Here is a 20,684-nt window from a genome sequence, read left to right on the forward strand (position 1 = left end):
TATGATGAATACGACAGTTAGCGTTATTATTCCCACCTATGGCCGCAGCGAGATGCTGGCGCGCGCCGTCGACAGCGTGCTGGCGCAGAGCTGGCCCGCGGTGGAAATCATTGTGGTGGACGACAATCCGCCCGGTGAGGTCCGGCGCAGCACCCGGCAGCGTCTGTCGCCCTATATCGAGCGGCGGCAGATCGTTTATTGCCCGAGGCGGCGCAACGGGGGCGGTGCGCTGGCGCGCAACAGCGGTATTTTGCGCGCCAGCGGCGAATACATCACCTTTCTCGATGATGATGATTATTACTATCCGGAAAAAATCGCCCGGCAACTGGCGTTTATGCGTCAGGGACAATACGACGTCAGCCTGTGCGATATGGATATTCTGCGCGACGGGCGCATGCAGACCAACTACTACCGCGCGCGCTGCGCCGACCTGCAGGATTTCATGCTGGCCGGCGTCGCCTATACGCCGATGATCATGCTGCGGCGCCGGGCGGCGATCGCGGTGCGTGGTTTTTTCGATACGCCGCGCTATCAGGATCATATCTTCCTGTACCGACTGCTGGCGGCCGATATGCGTATCGGCACGCTGCATGAACGGCTGGCGGTGCATAACGATCACGATGGCGAGCGTATCACCACCAGCGCGAAGGGCATTGTGGGCTATCGGAATAAAATCGCCTTTGAACGTCGGCTGATGGGGCGGATTTCGCCGCGTGCGCGCGCCATTATGCGTTTGCGTCACAACTGCATTAATTCGCGCATCATTACCGATAGCCGCAGCCGCATCGGCGGACTGCTGGTCGGTATAAAAGGCATTGTTTACATCAACAGTCCGCTGGCCGCGGCGGTGTACGTGAAAAACATCATGCGCAATCTATTCTTTAAGGGCGCGCCCTTTTGACGTGAATCGCCGGGGACGGCGCGGCGGCCGGTTATTCTTGCCAATTGGCGACCGATACGGCAAAGTCAGCGCCAGCATGAGCCGGACCCGATAAATAGCGGGCTGCGGGACGGCGGCGAGCGAACGCGGCCGCCGTCCCGCAGCCGGAAAGATGAAGGATAAACTGCGCCCGAAACGGGCGGCCAGCCAGAGGCAGGGTGGATGAAACGACTGATTATTGGTATTTCGGGCGCCAGCGGCGTGATTTACGGCGTGCGGCTGCTGCAGGTTTTGCAACCGGTAGCCGGCATTGAAACGCATCTGATTATGAGCAACGCGGCGCGGCAGACGCTGGCGCTGGAAAGCGACTGCAGCCTGCGGGAGATTCAGGCGCTGGCCGACGTGGTGTATGACTGCCGCGATATCGCCGCCAGCATCTCTTCCGGCTCGTTTACCACGGCGGGCATGGTGATTTTGCCCTGTTCGATCAAGACGCTGTCGGCCATTGTGCACAGCTACAGCGATAATCTGCTGACGCGCGCGGCGGATGTCGTTCTGAAAGAGCGTCGGCGTCTGGTGCTGTGCGTGCGCGAAACGCCGCTGCACCTTGGCCATCTGCGTCTGATGACCGCGGCCGCCGAGCTGGGCGCGGTCATTATGCCGCCGGTGCCGGCGTTTTATCATCGCCCGGCCAGCGTTGACGACATTATTAATCAGACGGTTAACCGGGTTCTCGACCAGCTCGATATTCGGCTGGAACAGGATCTGTTCACCCGCTGGTCAGGCGGAAAATCCTCGTCAGCCGACGACGAATAGCGTTACCCGGGAGGCGACGCGCAGGCGCGCCTGCACACCGACAAGGCGTGCACCGTTTTTGTGCTTTCGGTTGTTCTATTATGGTGCACGGCCGTCGCCCGCCGTTCACGATTGATCCGTTCCGCCGCCGTTCATGCCGCCGCCTTTCGTTCTTTTGCTTTGTCTTCTCGCTTTTGACGATGTCCAGTACCGTGAATTGTTCACTGTGGCACGAATACTGCAATGCAGAGCTTCACAGTAGAGGGCATCTTTGCGCCCGTTATCCCCGCCTCTTTTCGGTTGTGCCGGCGGCGCTCGTTCCCGCCGCCCCGCCAACCGAAAGCGATGGGGGATATTTCTGATGGACACATACATACTTATGCTGAGGGCAGGTAGATGAATAAAATGATAAAACGCGTTTCGCTGGTTCTGGCTTTAATGGCGGCGGGCAGCGCCGTAGCCGCCGCACCTAAAAATATTCGTCTGGGTACCGATCCGACCTATGCCCCCTTTGAATCTAAAAACGCCAGCGGGGAGTTGGTTGGCTTCGACATCGATCTGGCTAAAGAGATGTGCAAACGCATGCAGGCCAACTGCACCTTCGTGGAAAGCGATTTTGACGCGCTGATCCCGTCGCTGAAGGCGAAAAAGATCGATGCGATCATCTCCTCGCTGTCGATCACCGAAAAGCGCCTGCAGGAAATCGCCTTTACGGAAAAACTGTATGCCGCCAATGCGCGCCTGATCGCGAAGAAGGGGTCCACCATTCAGCCGACGGTTGAGTCGCTGCGCGGCAAGCGCGTCGGCGTGCTGCAGGGCACCACGCAGGAAGCGTATTCTAACGCGCTGTGGCAGCCGAAGGGCGTCGACATCGTGGCCTACCAGAATCAGGAGCTGGTCTACGCCGACCTGACCTCCGGCCGTCTGGACGCCGCGTTTCAGGATGAAGTGGCGGCCAGCGAAGGCTTCTTAAAACAGCCGGTGGGTAAAGATTACGCTTTCGCCGGCCCGGCGGTAAAAGACGATAAATTCTTTGGCGTCGGCACCGGCATGGGCCTGCGTAAAGACGATACCGAGCTGAAAGCGGCGCTGGATAAAGCCTTCGACGAGATGCGCAAAGACGGTACCTACGATGAACTGGCGAAAAAATATTTCGATTTCGACGTCTACGGCGGCTGATTAGCCCGTCGATCCGCCCGCCCGCCATTCGGCGGGCGGTGTTATTTTAGCCCGCCTGCGCTGTTGCGCGCCGTCTTCCCCCGCATTTCTTTTGCTCCGCGCCTGACGAGGCCCGAACGGATTAGGTTGAGCGGGACGCGGGGGTGGGGCTGAGCAGATCCTGCAGCGCCTCTTTCAGTTCAAAAAAGCGGAAGCCGAATCCCGCCGCCTCCAGCCGGCCCGGGATGGCGCGCTGGCCGCCCAGCACCAGTACGGCCGCTTCGCCCAGCGCCAGACGGATAGCCCAGGCCGGCGCCCGCATAAAGCCGGGGCGATCCAGCGTCTGCGCCAGCGTGGCGGTAAACTGCTCATTGCGTACCGGCCAGGGCGAAACCATATTGAACGGGCCGCGCAGTATCGGGTTATCCAGCAGATAGAGAATGGCGTTGACCATATCGTCGATATGAATCCAGGGCAGATACTGTTTGCCGGAGCCCAGCGGGCCGCCCAGACCGAAACGGAACAGCGGCAGCATCTTCGCCAGCGCGCCGCCTTCCGCCGAGAGCACCACGCCGGTGCGCAGCAGGCAGACGCGGGTGCGTTCGCTTTCCGCCGCCTGCGCCAGCGACTCCCAGCGGGCGCACAGGCGGTGAGTGAACTCGTTGACCGGGGTTTCATCTTCATTGACCAGCGCCGCGCCCTGATCGCCGTAATAGCCTACGGCGGAGCCGGAAATCAATACGCCGGGCGGTTCGCTGCTGGCGTTGATAAGCTGGGTCAGCCGTTCGGTTATCTCCCAACGGCTCCGGCAGAGGCGCTGTTTTTGCCGCTCGCTCCAGCGTTTGTCGGCGATCGGCTCGCCCGCCAGATTAATCACGCCGTCGAAACCGTCCAGCGATGTCCGCCCGTCAAGCGTTGACCAGTATTCCGCCTTGTTGCCCAGCAGGGCGGCGGCGCGGTGCGGATCGCGCGTCAGCACGGCGACCTGGTGGGAGAGTAGCTGTAACCGCCGGATCAGATGACGCCCGATAAGCCCGGTCCCGCCGGTGATCAATAATCGCATTTCACACCTCGTTTGCAGATATAGCCTTCACCTTCAGGCCGCCGCTGCGTTGGCCGCCTGCCATAATACGCGCCTGGTGTCTGAAACCGGACGCATTCGGCCCGGTTCGCTGCGGACGCGGCGACTTCCGTCCGCTCGCGGCCTGAAATCGGCGGGGCGTCGTCCGGCTATCGCGCCTTGCGATAACTCATGCTGATGGAGACGGAGTCGGCGTAACGCAAGGCGAATAATTTATCCACTTCTACTTCAGCATAGGTGATCCAGTCATGGGCGCTGGCGATATCGAGCACATCCTGGGTCAATTTTTCCAGCAGGGCGAAGCGGTTGCCTTCCACATGACGAATAATATTTTTGCTAATAGTGCGGTAGTTCAGCGCATCCTCGATATTCTCGCTCGCGCGCGCAAGATGCGCCGGGTAGTGGATCACGACGTTGACGACGATATCCTGGCGGTTATTGATTTCTTCTTCCTTTATGCCGACGAACGTGCGCAGCCGCAGGTTTTTAATGCGGATCACCGCATCGTTGAAAGGGTGTGGCATGGGACGGACCTCCTGTCTGATTAGCTGACGTTGCTCATCGCTACCATAACAAAAAATGGCGCATTATGAATGCATTAGCACGTTGTTTCCGATTGCGCGACGGACGGCGGATAACGGCGAGCGCCATAAAGCAGCAGCGAAGTGAGGACTAAGTTTGTTACACTTAGCGTCTGGATATATTCGGCATACTTCAGGTTGCAGGTGCGTTGACTGTATTATCCGGCCTTCATTGTTGGGCCTTGCCCTTTCCTGTAACCCGAATTGTTTATACCCATTATGCTTCAGGTTGTAAGTGCGCTGGCTTTGTTATTTGCCCCGGGGGGCAGTCGCCAGCGGCGTTCACATCTGCCGGCGGCAGGTTTGTCGCTCACCCGGATCACCTATTTGTATCGGTTGCCGGGGAGTATGAGAGACATCCTGTTTGTCAGCGAAGGTTAGCCACTGGCTGGACAAATTCGTTGCCGACGAATTTGTCGCTGCGCCGCCGCCTGCCTGCAACCCGAATTATTTAGGGTATAGAGTATAAATGCGTAACGGATCGGAGAGTAAGGTGATGAAACTGATGTTTGCTGCTGATATTCATGGGTCGCTGGCCGCGACGGAGCGGGTCTTACAGCTGTTTGAGCAAAGTCGGGCCGGCTGGCTTATTCTGCTGGGCGATCTGCTGAACCACGGGCCGCGCAATCCGTTGCCCGAGAACTATCAGCCGGCAAAAGTCGCCGAACGCCTCAATCAGTATGCCGACCGCATTATCGCCGTGCGCGGCAATTGCGACAGCGAGGTGGACCAAATGTTGCTGTCGTTTCCCATCACCGCGCCCTGGCAGCAGGTGCTGGCGGGCGATGTCCGCCTGTTCGTCACTCACGGTCATCTTTATCATCCGGCTCAGTTGCCGCCGCTTAACAGGGGAGACGCGTTGATCTACGGTCATACCCATATCCCGCAGGCGGAACGCCGGCAGGACATTCTCTGTTTTAATCCCGGCTCCGCCAGCCTGCCTAAAGGCGGCCATCCGGCCAGCTACGGCATGCTCGACCAGGGCATCCTGCGGGTAATTACGCTGCAGGGCGATGAGACTATTGCACAGGTCGCGATTACCCACTAATTTAGCGGTAATTCATACGGCCTTTATATCCGCCGTCTTTTAGTCCGCAGGCGCGCTGGCGGTGCCTTCCGGTCGATGACCTGAGCGGCCGGCCGGGCGCCGCTTGCCGGCGGTCCGGCGTCTGGCGGGTATATTCATAATGATAAATGTGCGCGTTCGCGCGTGAACACTAAAGGGTTTCAGAGGATGGCGGAACAAGGTCAGACAGCAGGCACTGAGTGGGTGGACATTGTCGACGAGAACAATGAGGTGATTGCTCAATCCAGTCGTCAGCAAATGCGCGCTCAGCGTCTGCGCCACCGGGCCACGTACATTGTTGTGCACGACGGCATGGGAAAAATCCTGATTCAGAAGCGCACCGACTGCAAAGATTTTTATCCGGGCTGGCTTGACGCCACGGCCGGCGGCGTGGTGCAGAGCGGAGAGAACATGCTCGATTCGGCCCGGCGCGAAGCCGAAGAAGAGCTGGGCATTGCCGGCGTTCCCTTCGCCGAACACGGCATGTTCTATTTCGAACAGGAGAATTGCCGGGTTTGGGGCGGACTGTTCAGCTGCGTCAGCCATGGTCCGTTCGCGCTGCAGGAAGAGGAGGTCGCGGAGGTCAGCTGGCTGACGCCGCAGGAGATCACCGCCCGCTGCGACGAATTCACGCCCGACTCGCTGAAAGCGCTGTCGCTGTGGCTGAGCCGCAATAGCGAGCAGAGCCACGGCAAACCGACCGTGCGGGCGAAGGACGGCGAGCAGAGCGCGCCGGCGGCGGGCGGGGCGTTCCAGCCGGCTGCGGAGCCGCGCGTCAGCGACGACGGCGCATAATCCGGTTCCGGCCTGCCGGGCTCAGGGCGGACGACTCAGCAGCTGTCGCGCAGGCTCAGCGTCGCCGGTATCGATTCTACCGGCAGCCATGCCTTATCGTGCAGGCGGGCCAGCAGCGTTTTTCCGGCCTGAATGCCGATTTTGCGGTGCGGCAGCGTAACCGTGGTCAGCGGCGGCTGGCATACCCGGCTGATATCGCTGTCGCCAAAACCGACGATGGCCAGATCGGTCGGGACCTTAATCCGCCGCCGCTGGCATTCGTACAGCGCGCCGCACGCCAGCTCATCAGACACGCACACCAGCGCATCGGTTTCCGGCCAGGCGAGCAGAAATTCGGGCAGTTGTTGCGCGCCGGTGCTGAACGAGGCGCGCCTGGCGGTATTCAGCACCCGGTGCGGCGACATATGCTGGCTCAGCAGGGCCTTATGCCAGCCGCGCAGATGTTGCTGAACGATCCATTGCTGCTGGCTGGCGCACAGCAGGCCGATATGGCGATAGCCGCGGGCGATGACGGTCTGCGTCAGCTGGTGCATGGCCGCCACATAATCGATGCCGATGTTCATATCGATAGGGTCGGCGCAGATCGCGCCCACTTCGATCACCGGGATCGGGTAGTTGAGCAGCGCGTCGCGCGTGGCCTGAGTATGTTCGCTGCTCAGCAGAACGGCGGCGGCCAGGTTATGCGGCAGCAGCGTTGTCAGCAGTTTCTCTTCCCGTTCCGCATAGTGCTGCGATTCCGCCAGCATGATCTGGTAGCCGGCCGGCTGCAGCACCTGCTGCAGCCCGGCGAAGATATCGGCGCAGCCGAATTCCGACAACAGCGGAACGATCATCGCAATGGTGTGTGAAGAGGCGGAGGCCAGCGAACTGGCGGCCAGGTTAGGCAGGTAGCCCAGTTCGGCCACCGCCGCCTCGATTTTTTCCCTCAATTTCTCCGATACCTGTTCCGGGGTGCGCAGCGCCCGCGAAACGGTCATGGTGCCGACGCCGGCGTGCTGAGCCACGTCGGCCAGCGTTACTTTTCCGGTGCTGCGTCGTTTTTTACTTTGTGACATCGCCATCCTGCTATTTATCACTCGGTGTATTGGATCGGGGCCAGCCGGCTGGCGGCGATGGTCGTCGGCGCGCGCTGGCTGTTGCGGCCTATTCTAACCGTTTCGGCCGTCGAATCGTAAGCAATCTGTTGCCGGGCGAGCGCGACGTCGTTTTTTTTGATAGCGCTATCACATATTTCGGCGTTGCGTTTTGGTAGCGCTATCTTTGAGATGAGAATCACAGTATATCGCCGGGAGGTTGATTAAAGTTTTACCTGTTATCGTAATCGACAGTTTGCAGAATAAACGGTTGCGTTAATCTTCCATCCACTCGACCGGCAGGAGAATCATATGCTGAATGACTGGCTGATGGACGATCATATACAGATCTGTTCGCGGGTAGATGACTGGCGCGAGGCGGTGCGGCTGAGCGCTCAGCCGTTGCTGCACAAAAAGATCATCAGCGCCGGCTATGTGGCGGCGATCCTGCAGCAGTGCCAAACGCTCGGTCCTTATTTCGTGCTGGCGCCCGGCATCGCGATGCCGCACGCGCGGCCGGAGGAAGGGGCAGGAGCTTTAGGTTTATCATTACTGAAAATCGACCAGGGGGTAGCGTTTCATTCCAGAGATAACGATCCGGTATTTATCGTGGTCATGCTGGCGGCGCCCGACAGCCATAGCCATATTGAATTAATCGCGCAGCTGGCTGAGCTTTTCTCCAGTAATGAGGCTATGTCGTCATTATTTCAGGCGAAAACAAAACAGCAGATTAAGGATATTATTAACCGCCATTCCCTAAGCTTCGGGCAATCAGCAAGTGAGTGATCAATCGCTCAGAAAACGATTGGCATAACCTTATTGCTGGCCAAAGGGTAAATCTCATGAATGAGGCTTATTAACGCCGAGGGATCTGCCCGGGGAAATGACGCGGCTTAACAAGCGAAGTCAGCGCGTCTGCGGTTTGATGAATGGCGAATATATTAATACTGGTCATTGTTATCGTTCCGATATTACGTCTGTTCCGCCGCCAGAGTTTATTTCTGGCCATGTCTCTCTGCATACAGTTACAGGTGAATACTATGAAAATTATGGCTATCTGTGGTTCAGGACTTGGCAGCAGTTTTATGGTTGAAATGAATATTAAAAAGGTGCTGAAGAAACTCAATATCGAGGCGGAGGTTGAACACTCTGATTTATCTTCGGCCACGCCCGGCGCGGCCGATTTGTTCGTCATGGCAAGAGATATCGCCGACAGCGCCAGCGTTCCGGCCGGCCAGTTGGTGGTTCTGAGTAATATCGTCGATATCAACGAGCTGGAAGCGAAGCTGCGCGCTTACTTTGAGGCTCATCCGGTTAATTAACCAGACAAAATAGCGAGGCGGATATGATTATCCAGGAAACGCTTAAATTTGTTGTTGATATATTAAAGGTGCCCTCAGTATTAGTCGGGCTTATTGCATTGATTGGCCTGCTGGCGCAGAAAAAATCTTTTTCCGACGTGGTGAAAGGAACCGTAAAGACGATTCTCGGCTTTCTGGTTCTGGCCGGCGGGGCAACGGTTCTGGTGGGCTCGTTAAATCCGCTGGGCGGCATGTTTGAACAGGCGTTTAGTATTCAGGGTATTATTCCTAATAATGAGGCGATCGTCTCTATCGCGCTGGAAAAATATGGCGCATCCACGGCGTTAATTATGGCCTTTGGCATGGTGGCCAATATCATCGTGGCGCGTTTTACCCGGTTGAAATATATTTTTCTGACCGGACATCATACCTTCTATATGGCCTGCATGATCAGCATTATTTTATCGGTCGCCGGCTTTGATGGCATCCTGCTGGTGTTTACCGGCTCGCTGACGCTCGGCCTGGTGATGGCGTTTTTCCCGGCCATCGCCCAGCGCCATATGCGGCGCATCACCGGTAATGACGATATCGCCTTCGGCCACTTCGGCACGCTGGGCTATATTCTCGCCGGCTGGATCGGCGAATGGGTGGGCAAGGGGTCGCGTTCGACGGAAGAGATGAATCTGCCGAAGAATCTCAGCTTTTTGCGCGACAGCTCCATCTCCATTTCAATGACGATGGCCGTTATCTATCTGATTCTGGCTATCTGTGCCGGCCGTGAGTATGTCGAAGGCCAGCTGAGCGCCGGTCAGAACTACCTCGTCTACTCGATTATTCAGGCCATTACCTTCGCCGCCGGCGTCTTTATCATCCTGCAGGGCGTGCGGCTGATTCTGGCCGAGATCGTCCCGGCGTTTACCGGCTTTTCGGAAAAACTGGTGCCGAACGCGCATCCGGCGCTGGACTGTCCCGTGGTCTACCCCTATGCGCCCAATGCGGTGCTGATTGGCTTCCTGTTCAGCTTCCTTGGCGGTCTGGTTGGTCTGTTCCTGCTCGGGCAACTGAAGATGGTGCTGATTCTGCCCGGCGTGGTGCCGCACTTCTTCACCGGGTCGACGGCCGGCGTGTTCGGCAATGCGACCGGCGGTCGGCGCGGGGCGATGCTTGGCGCCTTTGCCAACGGTTTGCTGATCACCTTCCTGCCCGTCCTGTTGCTGCCGGTATTGGGCGCGTTGGGCTTTGCCAATACCACCTTCTCCGATGCGGACTTCGGCGTTATCGGCATCGCGCTGGGCAATATGGCGCAGTTCCTGAGCAAAGAGGCGATCATGATCGTGATTGTCGCCATCTTCGCCGCGCTGGTGGCGCATAACCTGCTGGCGAAACCGAAACCGAAACCGAAACCGAAAGCGACGCCGGCCGCCGATCGGGCCGATAAATAAACGAGGAGTGCTGGCTATGATGAAAACCACAACGGATATTCGTGAATTACGTGAGTTTGCCCGACAGATCCGGCTGGAGACGCTGAAAGCGCTCACCCGGCTGGGCTTCGGTCACTACGGCGGCTGTATGTCGGTGGTGGAGGCGCTGGCCGTGCTGTATGGCGATATCATGCGGATTGACCCGGCGCATCCAGACTGGTCGGCGCGCGATTACTTCGTCCTGTCGAAGGGGCACGCCGGGCCGGCGTTGTACAGCACGCTGGCGCTCAAAGGCTATTTCCCGCTGGCGCGGCTGGCTACGCTTAATCAGGACGGCACCACGCTGCCCAGCCACCCGGACCGGCTGCTCACGCCGGGCGTGGACGCCACCACCGGTTCGCTGGGGCAGGGCGTCTCCATCGCCGCCGGCATGGCGCTGTCGCATAAACTGGCCGACCGCCCCAACCGGGTGTTCACCCTGCTCGGCGACGGCGAACTGAATGAAGGGCAGTGCTGGGAAGCGTTTCAGTTCATCGCCCATCACAACCTGCATAACCTGACGCTGTTTATTGATTACAACAAACAGCAACTGGACGGCCGTCTGGACGAAGTGATTAAACCGTTCGATCTGGCCGGTAAATTCCGCGCCTTCGGTTTTGACGTACAGACCATCAGAGGGGACGACATCGAGACGCTGCGGCGGCAGGTGGCGCCGCAGCGCCAGGGCGATGAGCGTCCGCTGGTGGTTATTCTGGACAGTATCAAAGGGCAGGGCGTGCGCTATCTGGAAAATCTGAGCAATTCACATCATCTGCGTCTGACGCCCGAGATTCAGCGGGAAATTGAACAGGCCATTACAGAACTGGAGGCCACGCATGTTTAACGTCGTTACCCGTCTGGAAAAAGACAGCATTGAAATGCGCAAAGTGTACGCCAACATGGTGCGAGAACAGATCGAGCAGGCGCAGCCGATTATCGCGCTGGAAGCGGACCTGATGAGTTCGATGGCGATGGACGGCGTGCACAGGGATTACCCGCAACACGTGATCAACTGCGGCATCATGGAGGCCAATGTGATCGGCGTATCGGCCGGTCTGTCGCTGACCGGACGCATTCCGTTCGTGCACACCTTTACCGCTTTCGCCAGCCGGCGCTGTTTCGACCAGCTGTTTATGTCGCTGGACTACCAGCGCAACAACGTGCGGGTGATCGCCTCCGACGCCGGCGTCAGCGCCTGCCATAACGGCGGGACGCATATGTCGTTCGAAGACATGGGCATCGTGCGCGGCCTGGCGCATTCGGTGGTGCTGGAGGTTACCGACGCCACCATGTTCAACGATATCCTGCATCAGTTGATGGATCTGCAGGGATTTTACTGGGTCAGGACCATTCGTAAACAGGCGACGCGTATTTATCAGGACGGCTCTCGCTTCACGATCGGCAAGGGCAATCTGCTGCGCGACGGCACGCAGGTGACGCTGATTGCCAACGGTATTATGGTGGCGGAAGCAATGGCCGCCGCCGATATGCTGGCGCGGCAGGGCATCAGCGCGGCGGTGATCGATATGTTTACTCTCAAGCCGATAGACCGCGAGATCATTCAGCGCTATGCGCGCAAAACCGGCCGGATTGTGACCTGTGAAAACCACAGTATTCACAACGGGCTGGGATCGGCGGTAGCGGAGGTTCTGGTCGAGACCTGCCCGGTGCCGATGCGGCGGGTCGGGGTTAAAGAACGCTACGGCCAGGTGGGCACCCAGGCGTTTTTGCAGCAGGAGTACGGACTGACCGCGCAGCATATCGTGCAGGCGGCGCGCGAGCTGGCGGACGGCGGCTGATCGGACGGCGTCCGCCGCCATTTTTTGGACCATCGTTGTGATTACTGCGCTCCCGGGCGGCGCTACGCCGCCGGGCGCGTTTTTTTGTCCGCGCCCGGCGCTGGCTCGCCAGCCACGACTATCGGATTGCCGGCCGTTCGCCGTTATCTCATTTTTGTTCTCTTAATTTCAGTTTTCTTCAAAGGGAAATATTAATTCTATTTTACCGCCGGTTTTTCTTTTCCCCCACGCGTCATCTTTCCTCTCAAACGCCATGTCTCCGGGTGATGTTAATAATTTGTGAGTCTGGTTGCAAAAAATATACATCGGGAAATGGAAATGTTATCTGCTACGCAAAAATATAATTTTTATTTTTCCACTAATTGAAAAAAATGTTTTGCTTGGCTTGTTTTTTGAACAGCGCGGCGGCTAATGAGGCGTCATGCCGGTTACGGTGGGGCGCGATGCGCATCCCCGGGCATGATGGCCGCTGGACGCCGTTGCCGTCCGCGCCGCCCCGCTATTGTCGGGGCGCTCGCGCGCTACGGCGATCAAAACGCATTTTGTCATTGTTTGTTAACCCTACCCATAACGATTACAGAGAGACGACAATGAAAAGAATAGTTAACGTCAGCGCGACGTGGCTGGCTCTCAGCCTCTCCGCCAGCCTGGCCCACGCCAGCAATGAGCAGGTTGTATTCAGCACGCCCAACCTTGCCATGCCCTTTGAGGTACACATGCAGCGCACCGCGGTAAAAGCGGCGAAAGATCTGGGTATTAACCTGCAGGTGCTTGACGGCCAGGGCAGTTCTCCCAAACAGGTGGCGGATCTGGAAAACGCCATTACCCGCGGCACCCAGGGCTTTATCGTTTCGCCAAATGATATCAATGCGGTATCCAGCGCGGTGACGGAGATTCAGGAAGCCAGTCTGCCGGTGGTCACGCTGGACCGCTCGGTCGTCACCGAGAAAAAAGTGCCGCACTTCGGCGCCAATAACTATAAGGGCGGGGAAGCGATCGGCGACTTTGTTAAGGCCCGATTTCCCGACGGCGCGGATATCGTTTTGCTTACCGGCCAGCCCGGATCTTCGTCCAATATCGAACGTACCAAAGGCATTCGCGACAGCCTGAAGGCCGGCGGCGACAAGTACCGCATCGTGGCCGATCAAACAGGTAACTGGATGCGCTCCGAAGGGATGCGCATCGTGGAGAGCGTATTGCCCTCGCTGGCGAAGCAGCCGCAGGTGATTCTGTCCGCCAATGACGACATGGCGCTGGGCGCGATCGAAGCATTGCAGGGACAGGGGCTGAAGGCCGGGGAAGTGATGGTGACCGGCTTCGATGCGGTGCCGGAGGCGCTGGCGCGCGTGCGTGACGGCTGGATGGCGGCCACCGCCGATCAGCGGCCGGGCTACGCCGTTACTACCGCGCTGACCCAACTGACGGAAAATCTTCGTAATAAAACGCCGATTAACGGCGTGGACTATCCCCCCACCATGATTACCCAAAGCAATCTGCAGGAGGCGGAACGGATCGCCGAGGCCGGCAAGTAACGGCCCTGGCCAACGTCGCCCTGCCGGGCAGGGCGGAATGAATCAGGCGGCCGTCCGGGCCGGCACGCCGTGCCGCCGACGGCTGTCACGGCAGGAGGTAGTCGATGACCGAACCTTTATTAAATATTACCGATCTGGCCAAAAGTTTCTCCGGCGTCTGGGCGCTGAATAAAGTGCAGCTCAGCGTACGGCCGGGCGAGATTCACGCGCTGCTGGGCGAGAACGGCGCCGGTAAGTCCACGCTGTTGAAAGCGCTGTCGGGCGCGCAGCCGCAGACCAGCGGAGAGATCCGGTTCGACGGTCGTTCGCTGTCGCCGTTGGATTCGCCGGTCGAGCGACAGAATATGGGCATTATCACCATTTATCAGGAGTTTAATCTGCTGCCTAACATGACGGTGGCGGAAAACATGTTTCTGGGCCGCGAGCCGCGCTATCGCAATCTGTTGGTCGATGAGGCGGCGGTCAACCAGGAGGCGGGCAGCGTACTGTCGTATCTGAAATTGACGATAGAACCGACCACGCAGATCGCGCGCCTGAGCGTGGCGCAACAGCAGATGGTGGAGATTGCCCGCGCGCTGACGCTTAACGCCCGGTTGATCATCATGGACGAACCTTCCGCCGCGCTGAGCGACAGCGAAGTGGAGAGTCTGCACCGCGTGGTGCGGGAACTGAAAGCGCGCGGCGTCAGCGTGATCTATGTGACGCACCGGCTGCACGAGGTATTTCAGCTTTGCGATCGCTTCACCGTCCTGCAGGACGGGCGCTATACCGGCTCGGGTAATGTGGCCGAGATGCACGTAGCGGAAATTATCCGCATGATGGTCGGTCGCGATGTGGTGTTCGATCGCCGGCCCGCCGCGCAAACCCGGCACCGCGACAAGCCCGTTCGCCTGGCGGTGCGCGGGCTGAGCCGGGAAAAGCCGCCGCTGGATCCGCACGGCATCGCCCTGCAGAACATCAGCTTCGAGGTGCATCAGGGGGAAGTGTTGGGTCTCGCCGGTCTGGTCGGGGCGGGGCGCACCGAGGTGGCGCGCTGCCTGTTTGGCGCGGATCGCTTCGCCTGCGGGGAGTTTCTGCTCGACGGCCAGCCTTATGTGCCGCTCAACCCGCAGCATGCGCTGGCGCAGGGCATCGCGCTGGTGCCGGAAGACCGTAAGAAAGAGGGCGCGGTGCTGGGCCTGTCCATTCGCGAAAACATCACGCTTTCCAGCCTTTCCGGGCTGCTGCGCTGGCGCTGGTTTACCAGCAAGAGCAAGGAAGATCGGCTGATCGAACATTATCGTCAGGCGCTGCAGATCAAAATGGTCAACAGCGAGCAGGCGGTGCGAAAACTGTCCGGCGGCAACCAGCAGAAGATAATCCTGGCGCGCTGTATGGCGATGGAGCCCAAAGTGCTGATCGTGGACGAGCCGACGCGCGGCATTGATGTCGGCACTAAATCCGAGGTTCACCAGGTCCTGTTTGATATGGCCAGCCGGGGCGTGGCCGTGGTGGTGATTTCCTCCGATTTACCGGAGGTCATGGCCATTGCCGATCGCATTATCACCCTGAGCGAAGGGCGGGTGACCGGTGAAATACACGGCGATGACGCGACCGAAGAGAGGCTGATGACCATGATGGCCATCTGCCATGACGCACCACATGCAGCATAACGGAGGCTACTGATATGCAGCCGCTTTCTAAGACGCAGACCCAGGCGAAGGTCCACGGTCGTTTTGACCCCATTGCCTTTTTTGAACGATTCGGCGTGTTTTTTTTCATGATCCTGCTGCTGATCTTCTTTCAACTGCAGAACAGCAATTTCCTGAGCGAACGGAATATCGTCAACATTCTGACCGAGGTATCCATCTACGGCATCATGGCGGTCGGCATGACGTTCGTCATCCTTACCGCCGGCATCGATCTGTCGGTCGGTTCGATTCTGGCCGTCTGCGCCATGATGGCGGCCAGCGTGATTAAAGGCGATAACTTTACCACGGTGGACGCGGAGGCCTGGAACGGCATGAGCTGGCTGCCCGGCCTCGCCATCTGTCTGGCGATGGGGACGGTTATCGGCCTGCTGCACGGGCTGGGGGTGACGCGCCTGCGCCTGCCGCCGTTTATCGTTACGCTCGGCGGCATGACTATCTGGCGCGGGCTGACGCTGGTGATTAACGACGGCGCGCCGATCGCCGGTTTCGATCCCGGCTATCGCTGGTGGGGGAGAGGCGAGCTGCTCGGCATCTCTATTCCCATCTGGATTTTTGCCCTGGTGGCGATCGCTGGCTACCTGGCGCTGCATAAAACCCGCTGGGGGCGCTTCGTCTATGCCATCGGCGGCAACCCGGAGGCGGCCCGACTGGCCGGCGTCAACGTTAATCGGGTGCTGGTCAGCGTGTATGTGGCGATCGGCTTTCTGGCCGGGCTGGCCGGTTTTGTGCTAAGTGCGCGGCTCGGCAGCGCCGAGGCGGTGGCCGGCATCACGTTCGAACTGCGCGTGATCGCCTCGGTGGTAATCGGCGGGACCTCGCTGATGGGGGGCTATGGCCGGATCAGCGGAACCATTATCGGGTCGATCATTATGGGGATTCTGATCAACGGGCTGGTGCTGATGAATGTTTCGGCCTACTACCAGCAGATTATCACCGGGCTGATTATCGTGCTGGCCGTGGCTTTTGATACCTATGCGAAGAGCCGGCGCGGCGCCATCTGACGGGGCGGTTCAGGTGATATCAGCAGAGAGGCGAGGGAATATGAAAAAGGTTCGTATTGGATTGATTGGCTCCGGCTATATCGGCCGCGCCCATGCCATCGCTTATGCGCAGGCGCCTGTGGTGTTCACGCTGCGCGGACAGTTGGTTAAAGCGATGCTGGCGGAAACGACGGCGGAATATGCCGCACAGCAGGCGCAAACGCTGGGCTTTCAGCGCTCGACCGGCGACTGGCGCGAGCTGGTCGCCGACCCGGAGATCGATGTGGTGGATATCTGCTCCCCTAATTTCCTGCATAAGGAGATGGCGCTGGCGGCGATTCGCCACGGTAAGCATGTGTACGCCGAGAAGCCGCTGGCGCTCAACGCCGCCGACGCGCGGGAAATGGTGGACGCCGCCCGTCAGGCGGGCGTGAAAACGCTGGTCGGTTTTAACTATATGAAGAATCCGACGGCGAAGCTGGCAAAGGAGATTATCTCCGGCGGCGAGATTGGCGACGTGGTCCACTTCTACGGCACCCATAATGAAGACTACATGGCGGATCCGCTGGCGCCGATCCACTGGCATTGTTTTAAAGAGACGGCCGGGCTGGGCGCGCTGGGCGATCTGGCCGCGCATATTGTCAATATGGCGCACTATCTGGTGGGCGACATCGCCAGCGTTTGCGGCGATCTGCAGACTGTGATCGGGCAGCGACCGAAAAGCGCCGGATCGGCGCACATGGCGGCGGTGGAAAACGAAGATCAGGCGCACGCCATGCTGCGCTTCGCCGGCGGAGCCCGCGGCCTGATCGAAACCTCGCGCATCGCCTGCGGGCGAAAAATGGGCTTGAGCTGGTTGGTGACGGGCACCCGGGGCGCGCTGAGCTTCACGCAGGAGAGAATGGCAGAACTGAAACTGTTTCGCCAGGACGATCCCGCTAATCGCCAGGGTTTTCGCACTATATTGACCGGTCCTTTGCATCCCGATTATGCGCCGTTTTGTCAGGGCGCCGGCCACGGCATCGGCTTTAACGACCAGAAGACCGTCGAGGCGCGCGACCTGATCGACGGCATCGCTGGCGATGCGCCGCTGTGGCCGGACTTTGAAGAAGGATGGAAGGTGTCTCGCGTGCTGGATGCCGTTGCGCTGTCGCATCAGGACGGGCGCTGGGTCGACGTTATCGAGATCGGCTAACCGGTGGGCGCGGCGTGAGCGCCGCGCTTTGCCGGCCGCTGGCCGCCTTAACCGTGTTCTTTCCGTCGACGGCCAGCGTTTCCGTCTGGCCGCCGCCGTCACGCTCTGCGCGGTACGGCGTCATTCGGGAATATGAATACTTTTTTTCATATTCTTCAGCCAGGTGACGATGGTAAAGGTCATGATGACCAGCAGCGCCCATGAACTCCACTTCCCGACGTGTACGATCGACCACGCGCCCATCTGATTCGGGTATTTCCAGATGCTGAAAAAAGTGCTGATGTTTTCGGCCAGCCAGATAAAGAAACCGATCAGGATAAAGGCCAACAGCAACGGCATCTTCCGCTCCCTGTCGTAAGGGGTAAAGATGACGGTGGCGCGGGCATAAAGCCCCAGCGCGGCGGCGGCGATATACCAGCGATAGTCGCCGATGTAGTGGTGAGTGAAGAAGTTAACGTACACCAGCGTAGCGATTAACGCGGCCAGCCAGTAGGGCGGGTGATGGCGTATTTTTAAATCGAACAGACGCCAGCACTGGATGATGTAGCTGCCGATAGAGGCGTACATAAAGCCGGCAAAAAGCGGAACGCCAAAGACCTTAGTCCAGGCGAAATCGGGGTAGGTCCAGGAGCGAATGCCGGAAGAGGTTTTGAACACTTCCAGCGCGAACCCGACGAGGTGAAACAGGGTGACGGCCTTTAGCTCATCCAGCGTTTCCAGCTTGCTGAAGATCATCCACGCCTGAATCAGCAGGGCGATGACCAACAGCAAATCATAGCGAGGAATCGACAGCCAGCCGGCTTTGGGCACGGTAAACACGGCAAGAAAAAACAGGCCGACAAAAATACAGGCCCTGGCTTCTTTAACGCCAAAATAAAAAAACTCGACGCAAAATCGACGCCAGCCCTGCAGAGAATGATGTGTTTTCGTTTGATATTGCTGCAGAAAATGCTGATCCAGTGCTTGCAGTAACTTCATTGGGTATCCATAAATGTGTCGTGACGGCGGTCAGCGCGATAAAAAACGCCAGCCTGTTTCAGGCTGGCGCGACGGGTGACCATATTGGTCGGAGAAACAGCGGCCTTAGAGCTGGGTCGCCTGAATCGCCGTCAATGCAACGGTGTACACGATGTCATCGACCAGCGCACCGCGCGACAGATCGTTAACCGGCTTACGCATACCCTGCAGCATCGGTCCGATGGAGATCAGATCGGCGGAACGCTGTACGGCTTTGTAAGTGGTGTTGCCGGTGTTCAGATCCGGGAAGATGAACACGGTCGCCTGGCCGGCAACCGGCGAATTCGGCGCTTTAGACTTCGCCACATCGGCCATGATGGCGGCGTCGTACTGCAGCGGACCGTCGATGATCAGATCCGGACGTTTTTCCTGCGCCAGGCGGGTAGCCTCGCGCACTTTTTCCACATCGCTGCCTGCGCCGGAGTTACCGGTAGAGTAAGAGATCATGGCGACGCGCGGGTCGATGCCGAAAGCGCTGGCCGAGTCGGCGGACTGGATGGCGATTTCAGCCAGCTGTTCCGCCGTCGGGTCCGGGTTAATGGCGCAGTCGCCGTATACCAGTACCTGTTCAGGCAGCAGCATAAAGAAGACGGAAGAAACCAGCGAGCTGCCCGGCGCGGTTTTGATTAACTGCAGCGGCGGACGGATGGTGTTGGCGGTGGTGTGAACCGCGCCGGACACCAGACCGTCGACTTCGCCCTGTTCCAGCATCAGGGTGCCCAACACCACGTTGTCTTCCAGCTGTTCACGCGCAACGACTTCGGTCATGCCTTTGTTTTTGCGCAGTTCAACCAGACGCGGAACATAACGTTCGCGCACGGCGATTGGATCGATGATTTCGATGCCTTTACCCAGCTCAACGCCCTGTACGGCGGCCACGCGCTGAATTTCATCCGGATTACCCAGCAGCACGCAGTGCGCGATGCCGCGTTCGGCGCAGATAGAGGCCGCTTTGACGGTACGCGGTTCGTCGCCTTCCGGCAGAACGATGCGTTTACCGGCTTTGCGCGCCAGTTCGGTCAGCTGATAGCGGAAGGCCGGCGGCGACAGGCGACGCGAACGTTCAGACGCCGCGCTCAGCGAATCGATCCACTGGCTGTCGATGTGGCGCGCCACGTATTCCTGCACTTTTTCCACACGTTCGCTGTCATCGGCCGGCACTTCGAGATTGAAGCTCTGCAGGCTGAGCGACGTCTGCCAGGTGTTGGTGTTCACCATGAATACCGGCAGGCCGGTCTGGAATGCGCGTTCGCACAGTTTGCCGATGCGCGGATCCATTTCGTAGCCGCCGGTCAGCAGCAGGGCGCCGATTTCCACGCCGTTCATCGCGGCCAGGCAGGCGGCGACCAGAACGTCGGGACGGTCGGCGGAAGTCACCAGCAGAGAGCCGGGACGGAAATGTTCCAGCATATGCGGAATGCTGCGCGCGCAGAACGTCACGGATTTAACCCGACGGGTGCGCAGGTCGCCTTCGTTGATGATGCGGGCGTCCAGGTGCTTCGCCATATCGATCGCGCGGGTCGCGATCAGATCGAAGCTCCACGGCACGCAGCCCAGCACCGGCAGCGGGCTGTTGGCAAACAGCAGTTTCGGATCGATATTGGCGATGTTGGCTTTGCTGGAATCGTCAAAGATTTCCGACAGATCCGGACGGGTGCGGCCCTGTTCGTCAACCGGCGCGTTGAGTTTATTGATGATGACGCCGGTGATGTTTTTGTTTTTGCTGCCGCCGAAGCTGGAACGCGCCAGCTCGATACGTTCTTTCAATTGATCCGGCGAATCATTGCCCAGCGCCAGAACAAAGACGATTTCCGCGTTCAGCGTCTTGGCGATTTCATAGTTCAGCGCGTTGGCGAACTGATGTTTGCGCGTCGGCACCAGACCTTCCACCAGAACCACTTCGGCGTCCTGGGTGTTTTCATGGTAGCGAGCGATGATCTCTTCCATCAGTACATCCTGCTGATTCGAACCCAGCAGGTTTTCCACGTGGTTTATATCCAGCGGCTCTGCGGCGGTGATGGCAGAGTTGGCGCGGATGATGGTGGTGGTTTGATCGGGAGCGTTGCTGCCGGAGCGCGGCTGAGCGATCGGTTTGAATACGCTCAGGCGAACGCCTTTTTGTTCCATGGCGCGAATGACACCCAGGCTGACGCTCGTCAGACCAACGCTGGTGCCAGTGGGGATCAACATGATTGTACGGGACACGGCTAAACCTCTTTACGGTTGCTCGTTAGTCAAAAACGACACCGTCAGCCTGGGCTGACGGTGTCGGGGATTATT

19 protein-coding genes are annotated in these 20,684 nt (G+C 58.9%); 14 read left to right on the top strand and 5 right to left on the bottom strand.

The window, feature by feature from the left end; all coding sequences use genetic code 11:
- Position 1 precedes the first annotated feature (1 nt).
- The 3 genes from FJU30_RS20290 (at position 2) to hisJ (ending at position 2,854) form a co-directional block, all read left to right on the top strand.
- Positions 2–901: a glycosyltransferase family 2 protein gene (locus FJU30_RS20290; protein WP_223881653.1), complete on the top strand. Its 900-nt coding sequence runs from the start codon at positions 2–4 to the stop codon at positions 899–901.
- 201 nt (positions 902–1,102) lie between these two features.
- On the top strand, positions 1,103–1,696 hold the full coding sequence (locus tag FJU30_RS20295; RefSeq protein ID WP_150436789.1) for a UbiX family flavin prenyltransferase: 594 nt from the start codon (positions 1,103–1,105) through the stop codon (positions 1,694–1,696).
- A 375-nt stretch (positions 1,697–2,071) separates the two neighbouring features.
- Complete coding sequence (hisJ, locus tag FJU30_RS20300) at positions 2,072–2,854, top strand: histidine ABC transporter substrate-binding protein HisJ (protein WP_150436790.1); 783 nt, start codon at positions 2,072–2,074, stop codon at positions 2,852–2,854.
- A gap of 121 nt (positions 2,855–2,975) precedes the next feature.
- Here the strand turns inward: hisJ and FJU30_RS20305 are convergent, their stop codons facing one another.
- Positions 2,976–3,896, bottom strand: a complete 921-nt coding sequence (locus tag FJU30_RS20305; protein ID WP_150436791.1) for a TIGR01777 family oxidoreductase — start codon at positions 3,894–3,896, stop codon at positions 2,976–2,978.
- 167 nt (positions 3,897–4,063) lie between these two features.
- On the bottom strand, positions 4,064–4,438 hold the full coding sequence (gene folX / locus FJU30_RS20310; protein WP_150436792.1) for a dihydroneopterin triphosphate 2'-epimerase: 375 nt from the start codon (positions 4,436–4,438) through the stop codon (positions 4,064–4,066).
- 553 nt (positions 4,439–4,991) lie between these two features.
- Between folX and yfcE the strand changes: the two genes are divergently transcribed.
- A complete protein-coding gene (gene yfcE, locus FJU30_RS20315; protein ID WP_150436793.1) occupies positions 4,992–5,543 on the top strand; it encodes a phosphodiesterase in 552 nt (183 codons plus the stop codon).
- 186 nt (positions 5,544–5,729) lie between these two features.
- The gene (gene yfcD / locus FJU30_RS20320) at positions 5,730–6,356 is read left to right on the top strand and encodes an NUDIX hydrolase YfcD (protein WP_150436794.1); all 627 of its coding nucleotides are present in this window, start codon (positions 5,730–5,732) and stop codon (positions 6,354–6,356) included.
- A 35-nt stretch (positions 6,357–6,391) separates the two neighbouring features.
- On the opposite strand, the gene FJU30_RS20325 is transcribed toward yfcD, so the two are convergent.
- Complete coding sequence (locus FJU30_RS20325) at positions 6,392–7,411, bottom strand: LacI family DNA-binding transcriptional regulator (protein WP_150436795.1); 1,020 nt, start codon at positions 7,409–7,411, stop codon at positions 6,392–6,394.
- 330 nt (positions 7,412–7,741) lie between these two features.
- Between FJU30_RS20325 and FJU30_RS20330 the strand changes: the two genes are divergently transcribed.
- The 9 genes from FJU30_RS20330 (at position 7,742) to FJU30_RS20370 (ending at position 17,387) form a co-directional block, all read left to right on the top strand.
- A complete protein-coding gene (locus tag FJU30_RS20330) occupies positions 7,742–8,215 on the top strand; it encodes a PTS sugar transporter subunit IIA (protein WP_150436796.1) in 474 nt (157 codons plus the stop codon).
- Positions 8,216–8,469: 254 nt separating this feature from the next.
- Positions 8,470–8,751, top strand: coding sequence for a PTS sugar transporter subunit IIB (locus FJU30_RS20335; RefSeq protein WP_150436797.1), 282 nt, complete (start codon positions 8,470–8,472; stop codon positions 8,749–8,751).
- 23 nt (positions 8,752–8,774) lie between these two features.
- A complete protein-coding gene (locus tag FJU30_RS20340; RefSeq protein WP_150436798.1) occupies positions 8,775–10,172 on the top strand; it encodes a PTS ascorbate transporter subunit IIC in 1,398 nt (465 codons plus the stop codon).
- 19 nt (positions 10,173–10,191) lie between these two features.
- Complete coding sequence (locus tag FJU30_RS20345; protein ID WP_395858633.1) at positions 10,192–11,034, top strand: transketolase; 843 nt, start codon at positions 10,192–10,194, stop codon at positions 11,032–11,034.
- Positions 11,027–11,989, top strand: coding sequence for a transketolase family protein (locus FJU30_RS20350; protein WP_150436800.1), 963 nt, complete (start codon positions 11,027–11,029; stop codon positions 11,987–11,989). Before FJU30_RS20345 ends, FJU30_RS20350 begins: the two co-directional genes overlap by 8 nt.
- A gap of 590 nt (positions 11,990–12,579) precedes the next feature.
- Positions 12,580–13,521: a substrate-binding domain-containing protein gene (locus FJU30_RS20355; RefSeq protein ID WP_150436801.1), complete on the top strand. Its 942-nt coding sequence runs from the start codon at positions 12,580–12,582 to the stop codon at positions 13,519–13,521.
- A 104-nt stretch (positions 13,522–13,625) separates the two neighbouring features.
- Positions 13,626–15,173, top strand: a complete 1,548-nt coding sequence (locus FJU30_RS20360; protein ID WP_150436802.1) for a sugar ABC transporter ATP-binding protein — start codon at positions 13,626–13,628, stop codon at positions 15,171–15,173.
- Positions 15,174–15,187: 14 nt separating this feature from the next.
- Positions 15,188–16,213 carry an ABC transporter permease gene (locus FJU30_RS20365; protein ID WP_150436803.1) on the top strand — a complete coding sequence of 342 codons (1,026 nt, stop codon included), beginning with the start codon at positions 15,188–15,190 and terminating at the stop codon, positions 16,211–16,213.
- A 40-nt stretch (positions 16,214–16,253) separates the two neighbouring features.
- The gene (locus FJU30_RS20370) at positions 16,254–17,387 is read left to right on the top strand and encodes a Gfo/Idh/MocA family protein (protein ID WP_150436804.1); all 1,134 of its coding nucleotides are present in this window, start codon (positions 16,254–16,256) and stop codon (positions 17,385–17,387) included.
- Positions 17,388–17,507: 120 nt separating this feature from the next.
- On the opposite strand, the gene FJU30_RS20375 is transcribed toward FJU30_RS20370, so the two are convergent.
- Complete coding sequence (locus FJU30_RS20375; RefSeq protein WP_150436805.1) at positions 17,508–18,365, bottom strand: DUF817 domain-containing protein; 858 nt, start codon at positions 18,363–18,365, stop codon at positions 17,508–17,510.
- A gap of 105 nt (positions 18,366–18,470) precedes the next feature.
- Positions 18,471–20,594 carry a phosphate acetyltransferase gene (gene pta / locus FJU30_RS20380; protein WP_191091655.1) on the bottom strand — a complete coding sequence of 708 codons (2,124 nt, stop codon included), beginning with the start codon at positions 20,592–20,594 and terminating at the stop codon, positions 18,471–18,473.
- Between the last annotated feature and the right edge of the window lie 90 nt (positions 20,595–20,684).

The sequence above is a fragment of the Affinibrenneria salicis genome, from assembly GCF_008710095.1.